The 24,401-nt window shown below is 66.2% G+C and carries 21 protein-coding genes; 10 read left to right on the top strand and 11 right to left on the bottom strand.

The annotated features are described in order from the left end of the window. Positions 1–169: 169 nt before the first annotated feature. From ACRYLT_RS08890 to ACRYLT_RS08900, 3 genes are read left to right on the top strand one after another with little or no spacing between them, the layout of a single operon-like run. The gene (locus ACRYLT_RS08890) at positions 170–3,334 is read left to right on the top strand and encodes an autotransporter outer membrane beta-barrel domain-containing protein (protein ID WP_482663728.1); all 3,165 of its coding nucleotides are present in this window, start codon (positions 170–172) and stop codon (positions 3,332–3,334) included. Between the two features lie 53 nt (positions 3,335–3,387). Next, positions 3,388–4,074 (top strand): helix-turn-helix domain-containing protein, encoded by a 687-nt coding sequence (locus ACRYLT_RS08895; RefSeq protein ID WP_482663729.1) that lies wholly within the window; start codon positions 3,388–3,390, stop codon positions 4,072–4,074. Positions 4,075–4,117: 43 nt separating this feature from the next. Then, the gene (locus tag ACRYLT_RS08900; RefSeq protein ID WP_482663730.1) at positions 4,118–5,287 is read left to right on the top strand and encodes a hypothetical protein; all 1,170 of its coding nucleotides are present in this window, start codon (positions 4,118–4,120) and stop codon (positions 5,285–5,287) included. Between the two features lie 15 nt (positions 5,288–5,302). On the opposite strand, the gene ACRYLT_RS08905 is transcribed toward ACRYLT_RS08900, so the two are convergent. From ACRYLT_RS08905 to ACRYLT_RS08925, 5 genes are all read right to left on the bottom strand, one after another. After that, entirely contained in the window at positions 5,303–5,488 is a 186-nt protein-coding gene (locus ACRYLT_RS08905) for a helix-turn-helix domain-containing protein (RefSeq protein ID WP_482663731.1), read from the bottom strand. A gap of 196 nt (positions 5,489–5,684) precedes the next feature. Further along, positions 5,685–7,196, bottom strand: coding sequence for a sensor histidine kinase (locus ACRYLT_RS08910; protein WP_482663732.1), 1,512 nt, complete (start codon positions 7,194–7,196; stop codon positions 5,685–5,687). A 101-nt stretch (positions 7,197–7,297) separates the two neighbouring features. Continuing rightward, positions 7,298–7,516 carry a hypothetical protein gene (locus tag ACRYLT_RS08915; RefSeq protein WP_482663733.1) on the bottom strand — a complete coding sequence of 73 codons (219 nt, stop codon included), beginning with the start codon at positions 7,514–7,516 and terminating at the stop codon, positions 7,298–7,300. Then, the gene (locus tag ACRYLT_RS08920; protein ID WP_482663734.1) at positions 7,503–8,714 is read right to left on the bottom strand and encodes an SDR family oxidoreductase; all 1,212 of its coding nucleotides are present in this window, start codon (positions 8,712–8,714) and stop codon (positions 7,503–7,505) included. Before ACRYLT_RS08920 ends, ACRYLT_RS08915 begins: the two co-directional genes overlap by 14 nt. Positions 8,715–8,737: 23 nt before the next feature. Beyond that, positions 8,738–9,370, bottom strand: coding sequence for a pyridoxamine 5'-phosphate oxidase family protein (locus ACRYLT_RS08925; protein ID WP_482663735.1), 633 nt, complete (start codon positions 9,368–9,370; stop codon positions 8,738–8,740). Between the two features lie 231 nt (positions 9,371–9,601). Here ACRYLT_RS08925 and ACRYLT_RS08930 point away from each other — a divergent pair, with 231 nt between their 5' ends. Next, a complete protein-coding gene (locus tag ACRYLT_RS08930) occupies positions 9,602–9,931 on the top strand; it encodes an excalibur calcium-binding domain-containing protein (protein ID WP_482663736.1) in 330 nt (109 codons plus the stop codon). Between the two features lie 485 nt (positions 9,932–10,416). Here ACRYLT_RS08930 and ACRYLT_RS08935 read toward each other — a convergent pair whose 3' ends face one another. The 3 genes from ACRYLT_RS08935 to ACRYLT_RS08945 form a co-directional block, all read right to left on the bottom strand. Continuing rightward, positions 10,417–11,466: a type I restriction endonuclease gene (locus tag ACRYLT_RS08935; protein WP_482663737.1), complete on the bottom strand. Its 1,050-nt coding sequence runs from the start codon at positions 11,464–11,466 to the stop codon at positions 10,417–10,419. A gap of 530 nt (positions 11,467–11,996) precedes the next feature. Next, complete coding sequence (locus ACRYLT_RS08940) at positions 11,997–12,287, bottom strand: hypothetical protein (protein WP_482663738.1); 291 nt, start codon at positions 12,285–12,287, stop codon at positions 11,997–11,999. A gap of 239 nt (positions 12,288–12,526) precedes the next feature. Next, positions 12,527–13,114 carry a LexA family protein gene (locus ACRYLT_RS08945; RefSeq protein ID WP_482663739.1) on the bottom strand — a complete coding sequence of 196 codons (588 nt, stop codon included), beginning with the start codon at positions 13,112–13,114 and terminating at the stop codon, positions 12,527–12,529. Between the two features lie 333 nt (positions 13,115–13,447). Here ACRYLT_RS08945 and ACRYLT_RS08950 point away from each other — a divergent pair, with 333 nt between their 5' ends. The 5 genes from ACRYLT_RS08950 (at position 13,448) to ACRYLT_RS08970 (ending at position 17,055) form a co-directional block, all read left to right on the top strand. Continuing rightward, positions 13,448–13,660, top strand: coding sequence for a hypothetical protein (locus ACRYLT_RS08950; protein ID WP_482663740.1), 213 nt, complete (start codon positions 13,448–13,450; stop codon positions 13,658–13,660). Between the two features lie 132 nt (positions 13,661–13,792). Then, the gene (locus ACRYLT_RS08955) at positions 13,793–14,134 is read left to right on the top strand and encodes a hypothetical protein (protein ID WP_482663741.1); all 342 of its coding nucleotides are present in this window, start codon (positions 13,793–13,795) and stop codon (positions 14,132–14,134) included. A 151-nt stretch (positions 14,135–14,285) separates the two neighbouring features. Beyond that, positions 14,286–15,143: a hypothetical protein gene (locus ACRYLT_RS08960; RefSeq protein ID WP_482663742.1), complete on the top strand. Its 858-nt coding sequence runs from the start codon at positions 14,286–14,288 to the stop codon at positions 15,141–15,143. A 5-nt stretch (positions 15,144–15,148) separates the two neighbouring features. Beyond that, complete coding sequence (locus ACRYLT_RS08965; RefSeq protein ID WP_482663743.1) at positions 15,149–15,700, top strand: hypothetical protein; 552 nt, start codon at positions 15,149–15,151, stop codon at positions 15,698–15,700. A 359-nt stretch (positions 15,701–16,059) separates the two neighbouring features. Further along, positions 16,060–17,055: a hypothetical protein gene (locus tag ACRYLT_RS08970; protein WP_482663744.1), complete on the top strand. Its 996-nt coding sequence runs from the start codon at positions 16,060–16,062 to the stop codon at positions 17,053–17,055. Positions 17,056–17,315: 260 nt separating this feature from the next. On the opposite strand, the gene ACRYLT_RS08975 is transcribed toward ACRYLT_RS08970, so the two are convergent. From ACRYLT_RS08975 to ACRYLT_RS08985, 3 genes are all read right to left on the bottom strand, one after another. Beyond that, on the bottom strand, positions 17,316–20,207 hold the full coding sequence (locus tag ACRYLT_RS08975; RefSeq protein ID WP_482663745.1) for a hypothetical protein: 2,892 nt from the start codon (positions 20,205–20,207) through the stop codon (positions 17,316–17,318). A gap of 53 nt (positions 20,208–20,260) precedes the next feature. After that, the gene (locus ACRYLT_RS08980) at positions 20,261–21,655 is read right to left on the bottom strand and encodes a glucosaminidase domain-containing protein (RefSeq protein ID WP_482663746.1); all 1,395 of its coding nucleotides are present in this window, start codon (positions 21,653–21,655) and stop codon (positions 20,261–20,263) included. A gap of 485 nt (positions 21,656–22,140) precedes the next feature. Further along, positions 22,141–23,394 carry a hypothetical protein gene (locus ACRYLT_RS08985; protein WP_482663747.1) on the bottom strand — a complete coding sequence of 418 codons (1,254 nt, stop codon included), beginning with the start codon at positions 23,392–23,394 and terminating at the stop codon, positions 22,141–22,143. Between the two features lie 451 nt (positions 23,395–23,845). Between ACRYLT_RS08985 and ACRYLT_RS08990 the strand changes: the two genes are divergently transcribed. After that, on the top strand, positions 23,846–24,280 hold the full coding sequence (locus tag ACRYLT_RS08990) for a hypothetical protein (protein WP_482663748.1): 435 nt from the start codon (positions 23,846–23,848) through the stop codon (positions 24,278–24,280). Positions 24,281–24,401: the final 121 nt, after the last annotated feature.

The raw sequence follows: 24,401 nt of genomic DNA on the forward strand, positions 1-24,401 counted from the left end.
CGTTACTAGCGGATCTCCGTTACTAAGCGATCTCCGCTTCTGGCCGGACCCGGCCGACCGGACCCCGGGAAATCTACCGTCCTCGACTGCGGCACCGCCAGGCGCGCGGCGTCATGGCCGTACGCCGCCCCTCCGGCGGTCTTCATCACCAAGCGAGGATCGTTACCCGATGCGTCACCTACTGGCCTGCACCTGTCTCACCCCGATCGTCCTGGCTGTCGCCGCGGATCCGGCCTCGGCCCAGCGCGTGATCGACAGCCGGATCACCACCCCGGTGCAAACCTCCACCGCCTCGTCGGGCGCGCCGGCCAATATCGAAATCCGGTCGAACGGTTCGATCGAGCTCGGCCAGGGGACCGCCGTCACGGTCGACAGCGACAACAATGTTTCCAACGCCGGAACGATCAGGTTCGAGAAGGCCGCCAGTGATTCCACCGCCATCCTCGCTCTGCCGGGGCGGACCGGGAGCCTCACCAACAGCGGCACGATCAGCGTTCTCGAAGATTATACCGCCACCGACGCCGACAAGGATGGCGATCTCGACGGCCCGTTCGCCCAGGGTTCGCGCCGGTTCGGCATCCGGGTCGCGCCGGGCGGCGTCTTGACGGGCAATGTCGGCAATAGCGGCAGGATCGAGATCGAAGGCAACGATTCCGGCGGAATCTCGATCGGTTCGCGGCTCAACGGCAGCCTCACCAATGTCGGCACCATCACAATCGTCGGCGACCGGTCGCACGGGATCCGCGCCGGCGAAGTCAGCGGCAATGTCACGCTTCGCGGCGTGGTCGAGATTCGCGGCCAGGATTCGGTCGCGGTCGATCTGGCCGGCGACATTGGCGGCGCCCTGCTCGTCCAGGGCGGTATCACCGCCAGCGGCTACCGCTCCACCACTCCGCCGGCCGACACGTCCAAGCTCGATTCGGACGATCTCCTCCAGGGGGGGGCGGCGCTTCGGATTTCCGGCAATGTTGCGGGCGGGATCATTCTCGCCGTTCCGCCGCCGAACAACAGCACGACCGACAATGACGAGGACAAGGACGGCATTTCCGACGACCAGGAAGGAAGCGCCGCCATTCTGTCCTATGGGGAAGCGGCCGCGGTCGAGATCGGGGCGGCGGATCGCGACATCGCCATCGGCCCGGTCGCCGGCAATGCCCGGGGCTTCGGCCTGGTGATCGACGGCTCGGTTACCGGCGCCGGCACCTATTCCGGGGTCGACGGCAACGGGCTCGTCATCGGCGGCCAGGGCGGCAATGTCCTCATCGCCAACGGAATGAGCGTCGGCGGTTCGGTGACGGCGACGTCGCGCGATTCCGACGCCACGGCCATCCGCATCGGCAGCGGCGCCAGCGTCGCCGAGATCGAGGTGCGCGGGGCGGTGGCTGCCTCGGCCGGCAAGGACCAGGGCGACCAGGCCCGCGCCATCCTGATCGAACAGGGCGCGGACGTTGGAACGATCCGCAACAGCGGCCGGATCGAGGCGAGCGCCGGGGAGAAAGCGGTCGGGTCGGCAATCACCGATCTGTCGGGCGGAGTGTCGCTGGTCGAGAATCGCGGCGCGATCCTGGCCAGCGGCGGATCGGCCGCCGCCGGCGGAGCGATCGCCATCGATCTTTCGGCCAACGGATCCGGAGCCGTGATCCGGCAGCTCGCGCCGACGGCCAGCGGCGCTCAGGCCCCACGGATCGCCGGCGACGTCCGGCTGGGCTCCGGCGACGACCTCGTCGACCTCCAGGCCGGCTCGCTCGCCGGTTCGGTCAGCTTCGGCGCCGGCGCCGACCGGCTCGCCCTTTCCGGATCGTCGAGCTTCTCCGGCACGGCCGACTTCGGCGGCGGCGCCGACCGGCTCGACATCAGCGGAACGGCCAGCTTCACCGGCCGCCTCGTCGGCAGTTCCGGCCTCGCCGTCCGGCTCGATGGCGGCAATCTCGAACTGACCGGATTCGATCCGGTGTCCGTCACGTCGCTGACCCTGGCCGGCCAGAGCCGGCTCACGGTCGGCATCGATGCCGCGGCGGGGCGCAACACCCGGCTCGACGTGGCCGGAGCCGCCGACTTCGGCGCGGACAGCCGGATCCGGGTCAGGCTGGCCAATATCAGCCAGTCCGAGGGCCGCTATGTGGTTCTCCAGGCCGGCACACTGACCGGCGCTCCGCAGCTCGGCCTCGACGTTTCGACCCTGCCCTTCCTGTTCGACGGCGCGCTGGAAGCGACCGGCAATTCGCTGGCGGTGGTGATCGAACGCAAGAGCGCCGAACAGCTCGGCCTCAACCGGTCGGAAGCGAGCGCCTATGACGCGATCTTCGACGCGCTCGACGGCGACGAAGGCATTGCCGGCGTGTTCCTGACCGTCACCGATGCCGAAACCCTGCGCCGCCGCTTCGGGTCGATGCTTCCCGACCATGCCGGCGGCGTCTTCGAAACCGTCACCGTGGCCTCGCGAACCTCCGCCCGGTTCCTCGCCGACCCCCAGCCGAGGCTCGCCGACCTGGGCGGCGACTGGGGCCTGTGGCTCCAGCAGCTCGCCTGGGGCACGTCCAAGGATATCGGCGACACCGCTTCCTACGACGTGACCGGCTGGGGCGCTTCGGCCGGGGTCGAGCGGCTGACCGGAATCGGCAGCTTCGGCCTTTCGCTCGCCTATATGGCCGGCGAGGACGGCAATGGCGACAATGACAATCAGGTGCGCATCGGCCAGTATGAACTGGCCGGCTATTGGCGCGCCCGCTTCGGCCGGTTTGCCGCTTATGCGCGCGGGTCCGCCGCCATGCTCGATCTCGAAAGCAAGCGTTATTTCAACGGCCAGGACGATGAAGGCCGCGAAGTCACCCGGACGGCGGTCGGAAGCTGGGACGGCAGGCTCTATTCGGCCGCCGCCGGAATCTCCTACGAACTGGGCTTCGGCCGATTCTCGCTCCGGCCCGCCGCCGGGATCGATTATTACCGGCTGACGGAGGATGGCTATGCCGAACAGGGCGGCGAAGGCCTCAACCTCGTCGTCGAGGAACGGAAGAGCGACGAGCTTGCCGCCAGCGCCTCGCTGACCGCCGGCTGGGATTTCGGCGGCACCGCCCCCGACGATCTGCGGCTTCGCGCCGAGATCGAAGGCGGCCGCCGCCAGATCCTGTCCGGAACGCTCGGATCCACCACCGCCCGCTTCGAGGATGGCGATCCCTTCACCCTCGAACCCGACCAGCGCACCGACGGCTGGAGCGGCGCGCTCCGCTTCATCGGCGGGATCGGGGGATCGACCTTCGCGGCCGAAGCCTCGGCCGAGGAACAGGGCGGCCGCGCGCTGCTCGGTTTCCGGGTCTCGGTCGGGCTGAGATTCTGATCCATGGCCGGCGGGCGTCGCCTTTGCCGCGAACTGGGGCTAGGACGGGGATCGTGGAATCGCCATCCGGAGCCCGGCGGAACGCGGCCGCCCGCCGCTGCAGCGTCACCCGCCACGATGGCGGGGACAATCTTCCCCGCCATCGCCACCGTGACGGCTATGTCGCGCTGGTGCTCGCCGGCGGCTATGTCGAGGCGGGCGATGGCGGCCGGCTCCGGGTCGAAGCGGGGCAGGCCGTCTTTCACCACGCTTACGAGGCGCATCGCGACGAATTCGGCCGCTCCGGCGCAATGGTTCTCAACCTGCCGCTCGATCAGGACCCGAGCCATGGTTTCGGCCGGGTCCGCGATCCCGACGCCGTCGTCCGGATCGCCGAGGTGGATGCCCGGGACGCGGCCGCTCTCCTGATCGAGTCGCTGGAGCCGATCGACGCCCCGATCCTCGACTGGCCCGACCAGCTCGCGCTCGAGCTTCGCCGGTCGGCGGCGTTCCGCCTCGATCAGTGGGCCGAGGCGATGAACCTGGCGCCGCCGTCGGTCAGCCGGGCCTTTCGCCTCGCTTATGGAACAAGTCCCAAGCGTTACCGCGCCGAACATCGCGCCCTTCGCGCGGTTCGGGCTCTGCCGGAATGGCGCGGATCCCTCGCCGAATTCGCGCTCGAAGCCGGCTTTGCCGACCAGGCCCATCTCACCCGCGCCTGCCTGGCCCTGACCGGGCGGACTCCGGCGCAGCTGCGTTAAGTCCGTTCAAGAGCCGGCCGCCGCCGCCCGCTAGACGGGCGGCATGAAACGAAGATCCTTCCTCCTGGCCGGGGCCGCGCTCGCGGCATCCGTCGCCCTTCCGGCGCCGCTCATGGGCCTCCAGTCGCCGGCCCGACGGACCGAGTGGCGGGTCCGATCGTCCGAAGGGTTCGATGCCCTGGCCTTTCTCGGCCCGCTTTCCGGCGGCGAGCTCTATACCCTTTATTATGGCGCGGAGGCGGAAAGCTTCGGCGCCCGGCTTGCCGAGCCGATCCGTGCCGACATTCCCCGGTTATGGGCCTCGGCCCAGGCCGAAGGCTATGGACTGCTTGGGCCGGCTCTGGCGCTGATGTTCTCCTCGGGCGGGGCCGACCGGTCGCTGGATACTTTGCTTTCGGCGCTTCGATCGCGCGAACGGAGCCTGCTCCCGGCCTATCGCGCCAGCTCTTATTGGAGCGATCGCAACTGGCGCTGGTTCGACCAGGCCGCCCCCCGCCTGGAGGCGATCCTGCTCGCCATGCGGCAGGCCGGTTTCTCGCAATTCCGGGCCGAGCAGGCCGCCGGCCTCGACGCGAGGGTCGGCGAGGTCCAGCGCGGCCTGGACGGCTATGACGTGGTGCGCTGGCAGGAGAAGCTGACCGGCCGGAGCTTCGATCCCGCGATCGAGGTCGTGCTTCTTCGCTTTTCCAAGCCGCACGGGATCAAGGTCCAGGGGCAGACCTTCCTCCAGGCTGCCGATTACGACATCGCGACCACGGTCCGCATCGCCGCCCACGAAATGCTCCACCCGCCGGTGGCGATGGACGGCCCCGCCGCTCTGGCGGCGATGGCGGTGTTCGAACGCGATCCGCTGATCATGCGCATCGTCCGCGATCATGATCCGCGCTGGGGCTATACGACCCTGGAAGGCATGGTGAACGAGGACCTGGCCCAGGCGCTCGACCAGCTGATCAGCGAAGCGCTCGGGGTCGCGCGCAACCCGGCCGACCGCTGGCGCAACAGCGACGACGGAATCCATGTGATGGCGGGCGGCTTTTACGGCCTTCTTCGCCAGGACGGCTGGGTCCGGCAGGGCGGATCGATCGAACAATGGCTGCTGGGCGCCGCCCAAAGCGGCCGGCTTTCCGCGCCGAGCTTCCACCGGGTCGCAGCCCGGGTCCTCGAACGCGATCCGGACCGCCTCTGGCCGCTACCCGCCGAAACGGCGAGCTGATCCGGCCCTGAAGGGCTAGCGGAGCAGCTCGCTGACGAGCGAGGGCCTCTTCGCGATCATGGCGAGCAGCACCTGAGCCGGGCCGGTGGGCTGCCTTCGGTCATGCTCCCAATTGACCAGCGTTCCCTTGGCAACTCCGATGCTCCGGGCGAAGGCGCTTTGCGACAGGCCGGTTTTCGCCCTGATGGCTGCAACGTCCACGCGGGCACGTCGATCGTGTGGACCCGTGCGCCGATGTCCTTGCCCTGGGCATGTTCCAGCGCTTCGTTCAGGCCCTGCATGAGGCTTTCGTAAGCGTTCATCACTATCTTTCATTGTGGGAGGTGGCCTGGAACCCCACTTTGCTTCCCGCTCAGGCTGACCGCGCCCCACGTCGGGCGCGCAATCCGCCCGGCGTTCAGCGGGCGATCGTCGCGTCGATCGTGCAGACCAGGCCCGAAGGGTCGAAGTCGAGCCGCACCTCGCCCTCCAGCTCGCTTGCCAGCGCCCGTTCCAGCATCCGGGTTCCGAAGCCGCGGCGGCTGGGCGGCTTGCAAGGCGGGCCGCCGCTTTCCGTCCAGCTGAGGCGAAGCTTCGAACCTTCGAGCGCCCATCGGACCCGAACCCGCCCCTCCGGCACCGACAAGGCGCCATATTTGGTGGCGTTGGTGGCGAGTTCGTGGAGCGCGAGGGCGAAGGTGACGGCCGATCGCGGCGGAAGTCGGAAATCGGCGCCGTCCAGGTCGAACTGTTCCGGCGAATGGACGGCGAGCGTGCCTTCGACGAAGTTGCGGAAGCCGAGCCAGCCCCATTCTTCCTGGGTAAGCAGATCGTGCGCCCCGGCGAGCGCGCGCAGCCGCCCTTCGAACGCTTCGACACCGCCCCGCTGGCCGGAGCCGCGAAAGCTCTGCTGGGCGAGGCTCTGGACGATGGCGAGGGTATTCTTCACGCGGTGGTTGAGCTCCGCCACCAGCAGCCGGAGATGGTCTCGGCTTTGCTCGAGTTCGTGGCGGCTGTCCTGCAGCCTTTGCTCGCCCTCGCGGATCTGGATCGCGACGCTCAGCGTGACGATCACCATCGCCAAGCAGGTCGCCGGGATGAACAGGGCGAAACCGAAGGCGGCGTCATAGCCGCCGAGCCCCGATCCGACCATGATCAGGACTCCGAGCGAGACTGGGATCAGGATCGACAGCGGCAGGATCCGGGCGAGCAGCGCCCGCGCGCTGGGATAGCGGAGGAAGGGTTCCAGCCAGCCTTCGTCGGCCCGGGTCATCAGCGCGGCGGCGACGGCGATCAGCAGGCCGAGCGCGGTGTGGAAGGCGATCGCCGTGTAGAATCCGATGCCGAGATAGGCTTCGGCGCCGAAGCTGTAGCCGCCGACGGCGAGGATCGCGACAAAAGCGGAATAGCCGCTGAGGCCATGGGCAATCCGGATCGCGCCCCGGTGGCGGGCGACTCCGAGAAGGACCAAAGCCGGGCCGAGCGTCAGCCAGGCCGTCGCGGTCAGAAGCGACATCCGCCCGGGATGGCCGGAACCGGAAAGGGTGCCGTGATCGCGGAAAAGCAGCTCGTCGATTCCGAGCTGAACATGGGCGACATATTGGAACAGGGTGAGGGCGCCGATCAGCGCGACGATGGCGCCGAGCGCGGCGGCAAGGATCTGCAGCGGGCGGCGCCGGCTCCCCGCCGCGGCCAGGCTGATCCCGACCAGCAGGAAGCAGAGCGCCGTGTTGAACTTCATCGTCGAATGGCCGGGGATGACCGATTTCAGCCATTCGGTTCCGGTCGCCCAGCCGACCATCGCCGCCGCGCCGATCGCGACCAGGGAAAGGCACAGGAACAGCCGCAATTCGGGATAGGCGCCGGATCGAAGTTGGGGGCCGGCCGCCTTTGGCGACGACGAAACTGCGCTACGTTCCCCGATGCCCATCCAAGCCCCTGCCCGAGCCGGCGACGATCGCCTGCGCGCCGCCGACCCTTCCATAGAGCGCGGCGGACGCAATCGCGGGGAATTACGGCCCCGTAGCGCTTCTAGAAGATCAACCCCGCCGGGATCAGCGACAGTCCGACGAAGAGCGGCAGGCAGCCCCAGCCGAACTTCAGGCAGCCGCCGCGCGCCGGATCGGGCGTTCCCGATTCCGGCCCTTCATTGTCATGGGCGTGGGGCGCGTCCTCGAACCCCTGGGGGCCGGCGGTGGTGGTCTTGTCGGCGCCGGTGCCGCGGGTGGGATCGTCGCTATTGATAGCCACGCTCGTTCTCCCGCTCCTCGGCCGCTTCCTCCTGGACCCGAACGGTTTCCTCGCGCTTGGCGGATTCGTCCGCCGAAGGTTCGGGCGTTTCGCCCCTCTGTTCCTTGTTCCTGTCCTCGTCCGACATGGGCGTCCTCCTGTGCTGATTGGGTCGGGGCGTTGGCGATCGCCGGCGCGGCGGCGGCGGGGCGAGGCTTCGCGCCAGCCCGCCGGCCAGCTCCATCGCGGCGGCGGCGGCGGCGAGGGGGAGGAGCAAGGGCTGGGTCTGCGCCTGGAGCAGAAGGCTCGTCTGCCGGACGAACAGGTCCTGGCCGCCTTGTTCGTCGCCGTCGCGGCGCGGCGCGTAGAGATTGTCGCGCTTCGCCGGATCGCCGGGATCGCCGGGTTTCTGCTGCGCGGACACGCCGAACCTTTCCATCGCCAGGTCGGTCGCGCGCGGCGCCAGCCGTCCGGCAAGCGAGATCAGCCAGCCGCTTCCGCCGACATAAAGCTGCCGGCGCGGCGTTTCGCAGGCGAACAGGATCGCCTCCGCCACCAGGGCCGGATCGTAGAGCATCGGCGGCAGCCGCGGCGGCGCGTCCATATAGTTGCGGGCGTGTTCGGGATAGGGCGTGGCGACCGATCCCGGCTTGATCAGGGTGACGGAAACCGGCGCCCGGTCCCGCTCCAGCTCCATCCGCAGCGCGTCCGTCGCCGCCTGGACGGCATGTTTGGAGGCGGAATAGGCGCCCTGGTAGATCATCGCCCGGTCGGACAAGACGGAGCCCAAGTTGACGATCGCCCCGCCGCCGCGCGCGCGAAGATGGCGAAGCGCCACCAAAGAGCCCTTGAGCAGCCCGAAATAATTGACCTCGAAGATCCGCCGATGATCGTCCATCGGCACGTCCTCGACCGCGCCATAGGTGGCGGAGGCGGCATCGTTGACCCAGCTGTCGAAGCCGCCATACGAGTCGATCGCCACCTGGGCGATGCGCTCCACATCCTCTTCCACCGCCACGTCGGCGGCGCAGATCGCCACCCGGCCGCCGCGGGCGGAAAGATCGGCCCGGATCCGCTCCAGCGCCTCCCGGTTGCGCGCCGCCAGCACCACCGCCGCCCCGCGCCCCACCGCCATGCGCGCGGTGGCGAGGCCGTTGCCGCTCGATCCGCCGGTGATGACGATCACCTGTTCGCGAAGCGGCTTGAGGCGGAGGGCCATGGCGAAGGTCCTACACGGTCGGCCTAGACCGTCGGCCCGGCGGCGCTGGGCGCGGAAAGATCCTCGGCCCGTTCCTTTTGCGCCTTTTCGAAATCCTCGAACAGCTTTCGGTCCGGCGCCGCGGTGCCGCTGCCGGTGCCGCCCGAACCGGAGGGCGCGCCGCCGGTGCCGCCGCCCATATGCACCTGCTCCAGCCGGCCGCCGTCCGGCGGCGACTGGGTGACGACGGCCTTCAGCACCTTGCCGGCATAAACGAGATTGCTGCTCGTCGCGTCCCACAGCTTGGCCTCTTCGGGCTCCACGGTGACGAGCGCGACGTCGACGCCGTCCGGCCCCTGCGGTAGCCAGGCCTCCGTGAACATCGACCAGAGCTCGCGAAGCTTTTCCCGATCCTGCGACGTTCGCGCCGTCCCGGAAATGGAAAGATAGGTGTTGGCGTGGGTATCGGCATAAGCGAGATTGACCGGCGCCGACCCGCCAATCTCCCCGACCTTGGCGTCCAGCCGGGTGACGAAATAGATGGCATGATCCTCCGGCCGGACGAGCGAGGCCATCGGCCGGCTGACCAGACGCCCTTCCTCCTCCACCGTCAGCATCGCGATCCGCTGCTTCGCCGCGATCGCCCAGACATCCTGTTCGGGTGAATGATGGGACATGGCTCTTTCCTCCTGTCGCGCCGCGCTGCGGCCGGCTGGGCCGGCGCTTGCGATGCGCGCGTTGTTCAGGGGAGGAGAACCGGCGCTAAGCGCGAGTGTTCCCGGGAGATTTTGCGGATGAGGCGGACTGTGCAGCACGACTGCCACAAGCAATGTTGTAAGTTGAAGCAGGGTTTGAGCACCGGCCAAAGCTCAAGAAATTGGTAGGAACTAGGATCTAGACTGTGGACGATGGTCCCGCGTCCGCACCCTCATTTCAGCCGCCGGGGGCAGCAGCTGCGACGGAAGCGCCGCTATCGCGACTTGCTTACCAAGGCTGGGCTGCTGGTCGTTGTGGCAAGCTGGGCCTCGTCCGGAATGCCGGGAATGGACTGGCTGACTTCTCCAGTGACGGCCGACACGCCGGGCGAGGTCGAGGCTTCCGAAGGTTCGGCTTATTATCCCAATTGCTCGGCCGCCCGAGCCGCGGGAGTCGCCCCGCTCTACGAGGATGAGCCGGGCTACCGCTCCGGGTTGGACGCGGACGGAGACGGCGTGGCCTGCGAGCCGTATCGGGGGTGAGCTGCGAGACGCCTACAGTCCGTTAGCAGAACCGACGCACCAAGCGGCGTATTCGATGTGAGCTTCACATGGGCGCGTCGACGTTCACCGCTAAAGGTACTTGGCTGTGCGCGCATTGTCATAGTTCGATTGCGTCCGCTGGACTGGATCGACTTCGCGGGCAGTCGTTGCTGAAGCAGTAGCCCACCTTGGCGATCGCGCTTTAGTATACAAGCCCCCTTCACCCGCCGAGGAGGCAATACTTTTCGCTTGAACTCCGAACGGCGGCGAACGACCGCAGACTAAGAGCCATGGAGTTCCGCGGTTCACCGCTTACGATCGGCGACGCAGTAGCGTCCGCGCTGCTCGGCTCAGCAAGAGGAGCAGTATCCCCTTCAGAGCCGCCAAAGCGGTATCTCGGGCTCCTTGGAAGAACGATCCGCCGCAGTTCAGGCTTGGAGCGGTGGTGTCGACCACAGTCAGAGGGCGACGGAGCTTACCTGTCCTCAGCCTCCAAGTTCAGTGATCCGGGCTTCGATCTTGTCGGACAGCTTATAGATGTCCGTTAAATCCTGGATTTGATGGCGTTGCTCATCTTTTCCTGAGAAGGTCCCCACGTATTTTACGGCAATGCCGTTGAAATGCAGCCTAGCGAGCGTCTTGCGGTTGTTGTCATCCAGCAGGATAGCGCAATAGGATTTGGCATCCCTCATTACGACACGCTTCGGGTCCACTACCTTCGCCGCGATCGCCTGAAGGATATGGTAACCCGATATTTCCTCCTGCGTCGTGACAAGTACCTCCTGCGTCTCATCTTCGACCTCATCCTCCTCTGGTAAGGAGCTGGCGTTGAGGGCATTCGTCAGGCGATCATTGACCACGTCTTTGACGATCGAACTGAACGCGTTCGCGATCAGGCGCTGGAAGTTTTCCTTGACGGCTGTCGTCACACGGCCGCCGTGTACCCTGCTAGCGATGATACGGGTAAACTCCTCGGAAGGTTCGGCGACCTCCTTCTCGACCTCCTTTCGGATGAGGGATTCCAGTTTGAGATTGCCGGCTGCTTCGACGATCGAGTCTATGTTGAAGCTTGTCTTGCTGAACTTCTCAAGAATGCGCAGGTCAGGTCGGCGGATCGCGCTCATCGTGAACGTGAAGAAGGGTTCTACGTCCATCTTGTTCGGCTGATCAATGTCAGAATAGAACTTATAGACAACCCCATTCGTAAGGATCGCTAGGCGCGCATCCGTGACCGTGAAGTAGCGAAAGAGCTGCGAGGCGTGGCTGACGTTGAGCTCAGCCGATGAAGGCTTGCACTCCACCAGGATCCGAACCTTGCCCTCTTCGCAGATCGCGTAATCGACTTTCTCGCCCTTTTTCGTCCCAACGTCGCAGGTGAACTCCGGGATCACCTCTCCCGGATTGAAAACATCATAGCCGAGGGCTTGCAAGAACGGCAGCACCAAGGCTGTCTTGGCTGCTTCCTCAGTGAGCAGGATTTCCCGGTGTTTCTCGGTTCGCGCCGCAAGTTCAGTGAGTCGAGTTGCCAAGTCCATAGGTAAGCCTCCCCCTTAGCCCATCCTAACGCAACCAGAGTGAATCGCTATAGTTTTTCATCGATGTGTCGAGAGCCGCGACGGATAGGTGTTTTAATTCAGATCAGATCTAGCGCGACGGCAGTTGGCGGCAATCTAGTGCTGACTAGCCACTCCTATCGCACGTCTTAGATACGCACCATATCTCCGGATCGAGCATCCGCACTCGTGTCGTGACTCGTGGAAGTTCGGGTAACGAAGGCGCGCTTCCGCACTCCCTGATTTTCACCGCAAGTGCGCTGCTGATGATGGTGGCGCTGTGGCGGCCAGCTTCAAGCAAGCGGTCAGCATAGGCGTGGTGACCGTACACGTCGCCCCTGAGCGGGGCGGGCGAGAGGTCGACGTAGATCACCCGGTCGGTGTCGAAGTCAGTCATGCGGCGGTCCTTCTTTGCGGTCGGGCGGCTTCGGCGTCCCGCTCAACGGCGGGGACGGAGCGCCGCCTGCCCCGCTGCGCCTCGGCCACGGCGCGGGCGATCGCCGCCTGGGGCGTCAGGGCAAGCCACTCGATCCAGGCGGGGTTTCGCGGGGCGGTTCGGCGGTGCGGTAGAGCTGGCGGAGGCGGCGGACGCGGCAGTCGGCGCTCGAGGAGCGGGTCACCAGGTCGCGGCAGGGTCGGGTGCGCCAGCTGTGGGTGAGCGGCGGCCGCTCCGCGCAGCTCGCCAGCAGGCGCTCCGCCTCCGGCAAGGCGCGCCAGTCCGGGAGGGCGATCGGATCGGTCGGGGCAAAGGAGGTGGAGGTTGGCGCTGATGGCGCCGGCGGGGCCGGAAACGGATCGCTCATATCGGCCCTCCTTGCTACCCGATATATACGATAATCGGATAGTACAGTCAATCCGGTTTCCGGATGGTGAGGACAGGTGCAGCCGATGTGAGGTGAGGGGTCGGCCGGCCAGCATGGCGTGCTTGTGTCGCGTCCGGCGCGTGTCGCCCGCGCCTTAAGCGGGCGGTCTCGAGCCTCGACGATCAGCTATCGGCCGCCGCTCCCATCGCCCGCCGCGGCGCCGGCGGTCGGCGCCGGCGTCAGAGCCTTCCGCCGCGCCACACCACCCGGCCGATCACGCGCAGCGGATCCTGGCCGATGAAGACGGGCTGGTGCATGTCGTTGCGCGACATCGGCTCGAACCGCGCCGGATTGCTCCGGTACAGCTTGATCTGGGTCTCGTGCTCGGCATTTTCGATCAGATAGACCTTGTCGTTGTACAGCTGGGTCTGGTCCGGATCGACGACGACATATTCGCCCTCCTGGACGATCAGCTCCATGCTGTCGCCCTTCACCTCCACCGCAAAGGCGCGGCCGCTCGCCAGGCCGGTCGGAACCGGCATCGCCCCGCCCGGCGCCGCGATCGCCTCGCGCCAGTTGCCGGCATTGGACATGCCGATGATCGGGACGAGCTGGACGTTGGACGCCCGCTCCAGTCCCAAAGTGCGGTAGATCGAGGAGGCTTCGTGAACCTTCACCTGGCGGGTGCCGGACAGGATGTTCGACACCGCCGACTGGGGGAGGCCCAGCCGCTCGGCGAGGAAGGCCTGGGTGACCTTCAATTCCTTCATCCGCTGCCGGACGAGATCGCGATCGAACGGCGAATCCTCCACGGCACCCTTCCTCATCCAAGCGCAAACCTTATCCCTTTCTGCCATGAAGGTCGGAAAGGGTCGCTGAAAATTTTCCGATAATCGGCTTGCCAATGCGCACGCAATATCCGATAATCGGATCATGAGTCAAGCCAACCCGAGTCGAACCCCCAAGGCTGCGTCGGCCGACGCACCGACCGACGCGCCGGGCGCCGCCGCCTGGCCCGCTCTCGCAGCGCGAAAGGCGCGCGCCTGCCCCGTGCGCTCCCCCGGCGTCCGGTTTGAATATGCGTCATGTTTTTCAAACGGCCCGGTCCGGTCCGGCGGCGAAGCGGCCCCGGCCCTCGCCCCTGCGGGGAGGGCGGGGCGATGAGCCGGATGGAAAGACTCCGGCCGCTGCTTCGCCGGATCGTCCTGGCCGGCGACGAGGCGCGGGTCGACGCCATGCTCTGGGCCGCGGCCTATGAACATCTGCCCGACAGCGATGTCGATCCCGACGCCGTCAGATCGGCGCTGGCCGATCTGGTTCGCGAACGGGACGAACTCGCACTTCTTCGCGCCCGCCCGGAACAGGAGGGCTGAACCATGTTCCCTCGACAAGGCTCAGGACAGGCCCTTCGACCCGGCTCAGGACAGGCCCTTCGACAAGGCTCAGGACAGGCCCTTCGACCGGGCTCAGGACAGGTCCCTGTCGTTCTGGTTGCGCGGATCCCGATGCCGCCTGCCGCCGACGGCCTGTACGCGCCGCCGACCCGTGCCGGCGCCCGCGCCCGGCCGACGGCGGAATATCGGATGTGGAAGGAAGTGGCCGGGCAGGTGCTGGTCGAACAATGGCGAATGCAGGGCGAACCGCGCATCGCCGCCCCGTTCGCCGTCCATATCCAGCTGAACCTCACCCACCGATCGGACCTAAGCGGGCGGGAGAAGGTGGTCGCCGATCTTCTGGCGGAGGCGATCCCCGGCTGTCCCGGCCAGCGCTGGATCGACCGGCTGACGATCGAGCGCCGCAACGATCTGGAAGCGCCCGCCATCGTTCGGGTGGAGGCGCTGTTGTGATCGGACGAGACGCGATCCTTTGCGCGCACGGCAGGGAAGGGCGCACCGACGTATCGGCGCCGGCTTTCCCGGAAGAGGCGATGCGCTTTCCCGCCGGCATTGCCGACCCATTCATCCTCGCGAACGACGAGGTTCGGGCGGGAGGCGCGCGTTGAGCCTGTCCGCTCTGATCCGCAACATGGCCGCCGCCGGCGCTCCGCCGGAAGCGATCGCGATCGCCGTCGAGGCGATCGAGGCGGAGCAGGGCCGGGCCGCCGAACGGCGCGCCCGCGATGCCGCGCGCAAGCGGGCGAAGCGCGGTGCGGCGGCGGCGACCGGGGGCGAAGCGCAAGGATCGTCCGCGGACGCTCCGACGGCCGGCGCGGACAGGTCCGGTGGCGGGTCCGCGGACGCGTCCGGCGCGGGTTTCCTGGACAAAGGGGTCCCCCCACACCCCCCTTCCAAAACCCCACCTTCCGATCCCCCCCTTAAAGGTTCCCCCCCAAAAGCCGGGCGGCGGACGATCGCCCTTCCCGATTTCGTGCCGGCGGCGAACTTCGCGGCGTTCGAGGAGATGCGGCGGAGGATCCGAAAGCCGCTGACCCCGTTCGCGGCGGAACGGATCTTCCGAAAGCTCCAGCAGATCGCCGAGGCCGGCTGGAATGTCGGCGACGTGCTCGATCGCTCCACCGTCAATTGCTGGCAGGACGTGTTCGAACCGGAGGAGGGGCGAACCCGCGACGTCCGCCGCAACCGCCCCGCCGCTTCGCGCCGGAGCCCGGCCGAGCAGGCCGAATGGTGCGAACGCAACGCGGCCTGGTTCGCCGCGATCGGCCGCGACGACGAGGCGCAGCGGCTTCGCGCCGAGGCGGCAAGGCTCCGCGGCGGGCCTGAAGCGGCGGGGCCGGGGACGGGTCCGCCCCTAGACCCGCCGGTCCCGCAGGGCGCGGCGGCGGCATTGGCGTTGGCGGCGGGCGCGGGCGCGGCGGGCGCGGTTTCGGACATCGAACAGGCACAGGCGAGGAGCTGAGGATCATGGCAAAGGCGAAGCGCAAGCAGAGGATCAGGAAAGCCGAGGCGGAACCGATCCTTTCCCCCTTCACCGCCCGGCACGGCGATTACCGGTCGACGATGGTCGTCGACCTGACCGGCGAACTGGGCGGCAAGAGGCAGTCGATGGTGCGGGTGCTCCGCAACCAGGCGACGACCACGGTCGATCGCTGGCTGAAGGATGGCGGCCCCGGCTTCGACGCTCCGCAGGCGCGCGCCGTCGACCATGTCCGCGGCCTTTGGGCGATCGTCGGATCGGGGCCGCGGGTGGTCGCCAACTATTCCGGGGTCGGCCGGGTCGGCGGCGGCGCCGGCGGCGAGCGCGAAAACTATCTCGCCGCGCTTTCGACGCTGGACGCCTATCGCAAGGAATTCCCGGCCTATGTCTGGGAAGCCTTCGAAAATGTCGTCCGCTTCGACGAGCCGGCCGGCAAGGTCGGATCGCGAATGGCCAACAACAGCGCCCAGCAACAGGCCCACGCCAAGGCCTGCGTCGGCTTCGTCGCCAGCAAGATCGCCGAGTGGCGGGGGTATTGAGGGCGGGGAGGATCTAGCCGTGACACGTGGATCAAAGCGCATTCTACCGCCAGTCGGTGCTGTCGGTGTCGATTAATCAGGGAGTCTTCGAATTGGCCCTCAATGAAAGATTTGATTGGCCGTACTAAGCATTTGCTTGAGGGTAAAAAGTATGCAGAGTGCCTATACTGGGGGAATCAATGATGACGAACGCGAAATCTGCTGTAGGTCTGATAATCGGTGCATTGTTGGTTTCGGCGTGTGGGAATACGGTTTATGGTCCAAGGCGGCTGATCCAAGGCGGATATGTCGATGACGGGGACGACGCGTCTAAACGGGATTGCCCAGCTACGGTACCGAGTGATCGCCCAGTAACGCCGATGAACTTGACCTATGACTTCCATGACAAAGCTTGCGCTTCGCTGCGTGAGCCCGATAATCCAATCCTTGCACGGCGAATGATGGATTCCGGGATCACCTTGAACCGGATGAGGTGCAATGATTTCTTTGCCGAACGTGCCGGAAACCAGACTAGGGAGCGAATCCTGCGCGGAGCGGTCGCACCGGTTAGTGCGCTAATCACCGGCATCATCGGAGTCGCCGAGTTCGATACGGATGCAGGTCGGCAGGAGGCAATCCAGATCCTAGGTATCGGCCAAAGTGCGACAATTGCCGGCTTAGATTTGTATGAAACTGAGTTCCTGTTCGGATCGGCCAATGTGAATTCCGTCCGAACGCTGACAATGCGAGCCGCCGACGAGCACGCGGCCGGAATACTCTCGCAAGACGTCGGCTTCTACACGGCTGCTCGGCATCTGATCGATCACCAGATGATCTGCACCCCTGGAAATATCCTGGAATTGGCGCAGACCGCGATCAGGGAAGGACGCATCGCTCCGGCACCGCAAACCTCGAATAGCCGTGCAGCCGCGACAGGAGGCCACGATCAGGAGGTGATCGCCCGGATTCAGGAGAGTCTCCAGGTCCAAGAACTGACGGCGGATCAATTGGGAACCCTCTGGTGGCTTTCGCAATTGGTCAAGAGTGGAGGAACGATCAGTCAGGAAACTCTCGCCGTGATCCAGGCACGGCTGACAGGTCTGCCGGTGGATCCGATCACGGCCATTGAGGGCAATCTCACCGTCGACACAGCTCTCGTGCAGCAGTTCACACCTCTGATTGATCAATTGTCTGTCGATGTGACGAGAAGCTTTTTCGTGAGTCAGCGTCGCCTCGAGGCACTGATCCGTGCGGCACCTCCGGCCTCCGTCGTGGATGCGGTGAGTCAAGTGCGCTTCAGTTATCCAGCATCTTCGATTCCTCCGGGACGCGCCGTTGAAGTGGGCGTCGAATCCGCTGCAACACCACAGCGATGAACGAGCCGTTCGGGCGCCTCAACACCAGTCGGCGTGGTCCTTGAGGTCGAGTTCGGCCGCCGCTGTTGCGAGGTAGGCCAAGTCGACGGGTTCGTGGAACGGATCCTTGTCCAGTTCGGTCGCCCGGTAGAGCCGTCGCTGCCACCGTGCAGCGCCTCGCCATGAGGCACAAACCATCGGCGCAACAGGACCACTCCGGGTAAGCGTTCCTCGGCGCCGGTAAGTTGCGGCAATTCAGCTTCGTGACCGGCGCGAAGCGTTCAATGGCCGTTCTTGTCCGCCGCCTCGAGACTTGGACCCATGGCCTCGGCCATCACTCGAGGATGGTCGAGGCCCTTGGAGCGCCGCCGCCCCGATGACGGAGACTTCCTTTCCGAGTCAGACGGAGCTTCGGCCAGAAGGTTTTCGGTCAGCGGCGCCAGCTCCCAGGGCCGCCAGCGTGGCTCAGCCTTGTCGAAGCGCTTCTTGTCGAAGATCATGTCGCCGATCAGCTGGCCCAGCCGGAAATAGCTTTCCCACTGCGCTTCGTCGAAGAACTGGTTGGTCGTCGGCGTCTGCGGAAAGGCGGCATTCTCCTCGCGATACTGGAGCAGGTCCGGAAGCTCGCGCCCGGCGATTCGCGGCTTGATGAGGAGAAGGGTGGACGATTTCTCCTTCCGGGGATCGCCGCGATAGTGGATCCGCGCCAATGTCGCATAGGGCCCGGCCTTGGGCTGGGCCTCGTCGGCCGTGCTTGCATCACGGGCCCGGACTCCGCGGCCCCTGATCCCGTCCAGCGTGCCGAACACTTCGGCCCACGGCGTCCCGCCGAACAGCCGTTCCAGCTGCGCTTCGTCCAGGAATTCGACCTCGGCGTCGAAGTCGATCCTGAGCTTGCGGATCAGGCTGACGACGTCGGCGAACTCGTAATCCGGGTCGGCGCCATTGTCGCTGGCGATGATGAACGGCACGCGTCTGCGGACGAGCTCGTAGATGCCGGTATTCTCGTAATGGCCGCCGTCGGAAAGGTGCCATCTTTCACCTTCCGTGCCTTCGAAGCTGGCGCGCAATTCGTTGAGCAGATAGCCCTGGACCAGCCGGCCCGGGTTGAAGTGCCAGGTGCGGTTCGGCGGGCAATGCTCCCACCAATAGCCCAGCCGCATGTTGATCAGGCCGGCGAGCATCGCCGTGCCCAGGGAGGTGTTGTGGCCCGCACCGGTGGTGAAGGCCGCGCCCGAAATCCCGATCCAGGAGGACAAGGGCAGATCCTCGGCGCCCTTGCGCCGGATCAGCGCGACCGGATCGGCCGGAGAAAAAGGCGGATAGATGTAGCCGGAAGGGGCCACCGTCATCGACTTGCCCTTGCGGTCCCGCTGGACGATGCGGGAGGATCGGCTGGTCGTTTCGTTGATCGTGACGTTGATGAGGTGGATCGGGGCCATCACCGACTTGTCGTAATAGGCATCCAGGTGGATCTCGTCATAGGCATCGTCCCGATCGACCTCCCGCCCCTTGCCCGATCGTCGAGCGACCGGATTGTCGACGGCGCGGATCCACCGGCGCGGATTGGTCGCGCCGAGATAGGCAGAGCGGAGCCTGCCGCTGTAGAAAGTGGCCAGCGACGACCGGTTCAGGAGCGCATCCACCTGCCCCAGCAGAAATGCGGCGCCAACCACGACGCCGGTGAAGATGGCAAGGTTGACGTTGTTGATCAGTTCGGCCGGCACCTGGCCGTCCGGCTGGTAGAGCGTGGGCGTCGTTGCGAGATAGAGGCTGGCGGCTCGGGCGAGCGACGCCCACACCAGGACGAACAGGAGAAGCAGCCCGAAGCCCGCAACCAGCGCCAAGGCCCGAAGCACGGACTTGGGGATCAGGGGCGCCTTCTTGCCACGGCGCGATCGTCCCATCGAAGCGTTCAGAAGGAGCCGAAGCAGGACCACGCCGAGGATCGCGCCGCCGCCGATCAGGGCAATGTCCCCGAACGGCAGCTCGAGGATCTTCTCGAAGCCGTTCTCCCCCAGGCTCGGCGCCGCCGCCAGCTTGCCGGCGGCGGGCCCGCTCGAGTCCGGAGCGAAGAGCCGTCCGACGGCCAGGTCGATCGCCGCGAGCGTCCCGAGCGCCAAGAACGATTGCACGCCCCGAAGGAGCCAGCGGCTGAGCCTCGCCCGGATCCGGTCCTCCTCGGCCAGGGCCTGGGTGACGTCGACGGCGCGCGGTGCGCAGCTTCGCTTGTCGTCCCAGTAGGCCAGCGCCTGGGCGATCGCGTAGGTCGCAAAGGCCAGGGCCGCGACGAGCGGAGTCCAGAACCGGAGATAATCCGGCCACTGTCCCTTCTGCGCCGGCCAGGATAGGGCAAGAGCGACGATCAACGTCGCGATCAAGGTCTGGATGCTCAATAGCCGCCAGAAACGGGACAGGGGAACCTGGCCGCTGCGGGCAAACCAGTAAGCCCAAGCGCAGGCCGCCGGCCACAGCGCCAGGACGGCAAGGAGGGTTGCCCAGGGGCTGTCGATATTGGCTGGAAAACCGCTGAGGCCGAGACGTGTAAGCGGCTTGTCCAGCGCCCCCTCCGATAGTCTCAGCAGGAGGTTGAGGAGCAGGAAGCCGCCGAGCGTCGCCAGGCCGGCGACCAGCGCGACGGCAAGCCAGTTGCGGATGGCGATCACTCCGGCGAACAGCGCGTCGCTGGTGCCGTTGGGGGCAAGATAGTGGCCGCCCTGCCGAAGCTGGGCGATGGCCTGCCGGCCGCGCCGCGATTCGAAGACGTCGGCGCCGAGCATCCGGGCAACAGTTTCGCCGTCGCCGCACTGCGGCGGCTTGCCATCGTCTTCCCCGGCCGCGGCCCGGGCCGCCGCACCCTTCGGCGCGGCGCCGCGACGGCTGACCGGAACGAACAGGCTGCAATAGAAGGACCCGGCATAGCCCCCGCCCGAGACGGTGGAGAGATAGTCGATGGAGTGGAGGAGCCGGGCCTTGCTCAGCGACTTGAGCAATCCCAGGCTGAAGGTCGCGCTCCGTATACCGCCGCCGGACAAGGCAAGGCCGACAGGGTCTGTCGGGTTTGCGGCGCAGTCCAGGCCCGAATCCTCGATCCAGGCGCGGCGGGCCCGGATGAGCGCATCCTCCTCTTCCTGGACGATCTGCCAGTCCGACTTTGGCTTGGGCTCGTTCATGACCCTGCTCCGCTTTTGCGGGTCGCCGAACGCGATCGGCGGCTGCCCGCCATTCAGGCGATCAACTTCTTCTGTTCTTCCCAGGCCTCGATCAGGTGCTTTCGGAAATCCGCCATCGAACAGACGCCGCCCGGGCCCGCTCCGGCGGGTTGGATCAGGCAGCCGCCAGGGTCGGTCTTTCTTCGAGGCGCCACTTCGTCATGGCCGAAGACGGAATCGAGCCGGAAGGTCGTGAAGCTGCGCTTCAGCCAGAGGATCACGTCGACCAGCGCCTTCACCTGCTCCTTGGTGTAGGGGACATAGGCGCCCTTGCGCAGGTTCCCGGAATTCTGGGTGACGAAGTTGAGCGAACTTTTTCGGTAGAGTTCGCCATTGGGATTGGCGATTCTTGCCCGCCCCTGGCTGTCGAGCACGGGATTGCCCTTGCTGTCCCGAACCGCTTCGAACCAGGGAACGAACAGGTCGGGATCGGCGGTCGGGTAGACGATTCCGGGGCAGTTGACTTCGAAGCCGACATAGAAGCGGCTGACCCATTCCCGGCCGGTGCGCGGGCATTGGCTTTCACCGGCATGCGATCCCCAACTCTGCCAGTCCATGTTCGTCGGCAGGTAGATGGTGCCGCTTCGCGAGATGGTCGCAAAGGCGTAACCGTCGCGCTGGCCACCCTCCAAGGTTCGCTTGGCGCCCAGTTCGGGGTCGTCGGGACCTCTGGCGGGCCGGGTCCGTCCCGCATCATAATGGACGATGGCCCCTTCGATTCCTCCTGGACGCCGGCCTCTCAACTTGTGAACGACGTGGCCGAGCGTCTTGAAGCGCGGCTCCTCGGCAGGAGGGATAAGGTCCGCCAGCTGCTCGCCCCGCGAGGCTCGGCCCGGCCGAGCTTCCTCGGGGGCGAGTTCCGGCTCTCCGGTCACCGGTGCCGGAGCCGGCGATCGCGATGACGGGGCGGGGGCGGGCGCGGGCGCGGGCGCGGGTCCGGAACGGGGCGCGCCGTTTGCCGCCCCGGGCGAAGCAATCTCCGCGAAAGCGCGGACGAGCGCTTCGGTTCGCGGCAGAAGCGCAAGAACACGATCCGCATAGTCGGGAATGCCGGCGAAGCCCTTGCTGGCGATGAAACGGACATAGCCGCCCGGGTCGTCGGCATGGGCTTGCCAGCCCGAATAGATGGATCGGCCGATGAAACGCCAGTAACCGCGGATGAAGTCTTCGGGAGACGCGAAGCTGCAATAATCGTCGGCCCCGACATGGGCCTGATATCTCACTTTCTCGGCCACACCCGCCATTTCCGGCCGCCATTTGAGGCCGCTGAAATTGTTGTGGGCCTTGGCGAGCGGCGAGGATCCCCAGCCGCTTTCGAGGGCCCATTGGGCCAGGGTGACCGCCCGGAGCGCCGGCGCCGGAATCTCCGCAACAAGCGCGGCTGCCACCAACTGCGTCCATCCACTCATGTTCGCACCCCCTATTTGCCGGTTTGAACGTTCGCCGCTGACTCCTTGGCTTGATCCACCTTCGTCCGCGCTGACTGGAGATCAGGAGCTGCTCCAACTTGCGCAAGACGGGGACAAATGACGTAGTTGACGGACTGGCGCCTGCCGATCCGGTGGTCACGATTGCTGACGGTGTCGGACTCTTGTCGAGTCGCTATTCTATCCCGAAACAGCAGATGATCATGAAGTGCAAAGAAGTGCAATCGTCATCTTTGGATATAAGCTCTTGCCGTGATCTTCGCCGACTTGGGACGGTGACTGAACTGGATGGTTGAGGATCTGTGGCGCGATCCGCCAATCGACTTCGACAAAGTGGACTCGAAGATCGGCGCAACGCCGCTGGCCTGGCGGTGTGACCTTGTCATCCTTTGTTGAAGATTCGGGCTTTCGAGCGAGTTGGCCGCGGCTCAAGGCACGCTTGCGTTGGCGCGAGCAAGCGGCTTCGATCAGTTCCAGTCCGCGTCGCCCCTGAGGTCGAGCTCGGCCGCCGCTTTGGCGACGTCGGCCAGGTCGACGGGTTGGTCGAACGGATCGTCGTCCAGCGCGGTCACGCGGTGCAGCCGCCGCTGCCAGCGGTGCAGCGCCTCGACATAGGGCACGAACGGCCTGCGCATCAGGATCCCGCCGGGCAGCGGTTCGACGTCGGCGATCCCCATGTGGAGCCATTCGCCGGTGTGCCAGTCCGTCATGTCCACCGCCGGGAACAGGCAGATGCCCTGGAGGTCGACGCCGCGGTTGAGTGCGGCCAGCCCTTCGGCGGCGACGTCGTTCAGCCAGTCCGGCCGGCCGCCCTTGATTCCGGAAGTTTCGGCGATGATGCAGGGGCGGCGATATTTGGCCCAGGCTTCCTCGACCAGGTCGCTGAGCGGCCGGATCCGGTCGTCGCCGGGATCGAGCGGCACGTGCGGCCCGGACGGGCGATATTCCATCTGGCCGAAGCTGTAATTGTTGAAGCCCAATATATCGATGATCTCCGGGCTTCCGCCCAGTTCCGGGTGCCGCAACCCGGCGATCACGTCCCAGGCGAGATAGGCGTCGTCCATCGACTCGCGCTCGGCCGCCGCGGCGAGATCCGGCCGGTCTCGCGGCGGGACGACCCAGATCAACGGGTCGATATGGACCATCCGGGCGTTGGGGAAATCCTCGCGGATCGCCTTCACCGCGGCAATGTCGGCGCGGGCGAGCGCCAGGGTGAAGCGGCGGCGAAATTCGCGCGACGTTCCGAACGGCGCCGCCCAGGCCCATTCCCCGCCCATATAGCCCCAGAAGGTCGGCTCGTTCATCGGCGTGAACAGCAGCGGCCCGTGATGGGCGCGCTCCGCGACGTGGCGGGCGGCGGCGCGCGCATAAGCGGCGAAGCGATCGGCAAAGGCATCGGACAGTGGATCGAGGCCGTCGGGATAGCCATAGTGGCAAAGATCCCAGATCGGCAGAATGGCGTGCCGCCGCTGGGCCTGGAGGAAGGGCTCGATGCCGGAGAAATCATGGTCGCCGGTGCCGCGATCGACGATCGGCCAGGCGATGCCCTCGCGCGCGGCGCCGATGCCCAGCCGGCGAAGCATCTCATAATCCTCGTCGGCATGGACGTCATGCTGGAGCTCGCGGGTCAGATCGCGCCGGCCGACCTCCTTCCAGTCGAAGGACGAACATTCGAATCCGGAAAGGAAGAAGGTCGGGAAGATTCCAGGGCGCGCAGTCATCCCGTGACTACGCGCAAGGCCCCCGCCGGGTCCCGAGTGCGCGTGCTATGGCTGGTCCGGCGGCGATTGGCACGCCAAGGTAGCCGAATGGGATTTTCCCGACGGCAGGCAGATCCTGAGAGTTCGGTTTTTTGGCTCAGTGATCGTCCGTATCCTCGACGATCTTCCCCTGAGCATCGAGAGTGACCCTGAGGCCTGGGAAGGATTAGTGCCTGACCACTTCGCTTACGCGTGGAGGGTGGCCCCTTTTACGCGGCCCAGTCGGAGTTCTGGAAAGTTCACGAGGGCCCAACTCAGCACTACAGGTTTTTGACGGGCAACGGTTGCATGACGTAATCTCGTCAAGCCCACCAACGTATGGGACGGTGGGGTCCTAAGTGTTGAGGAGTTCATACCCAAGGATCGAGCGCAGAACGCAAGGTCCAGGGCGAACCTGAAGGAAGATCGATCAATGTTGCCACTTGTCCTCGCCCTTTTCGTTCAGGATCCACTCGTGATCGCCCCCCGGGAGCCGATTCCGGCGTCGCCATGGACCGAAACCTACCAGGCTAGCTGCGACCGCGACACGCTCGAAGTCACTCGCCCGCTTTACTCCCCACGTCGCACCGCTCTCCGCCCGCGTCCGTTGATTCGCTTCAACCAAAGGCCGGTTCAGGGCGACGTCGAGGCCCTGCTGGTCGAATTCAGCGATCTTCGCGCCGTCTATCGCTTTTCCTTCCTTTGCAGCAGAGGCCCGACCGGCGTGATCACGCTTCGCTGGGTGCGCGGCGCTGCGGATCAGTCAGGCCGCGTGAGCTACCGGTCAGGTGTGGCCTCCTTCCGCAACGGGGCGCTGGTTTACATGGTAGCCGAGGACTCCAACCAAGAAGCCTTCTGGTACCGATAGCGGCATCGCGCTCGATGGTTGATGGTCCTTCCAAGCAAAAGCAACAGGAGGGCCGCCCCAGCCCGGGCAAGCATGAGCCGCGAAGCTGACCGAATGGGGGAACGACTTGGCGACGCCGCAA

It is taken from the genome of Sphingosinicella sp. SM1-17, assembly GCF_056821765.1.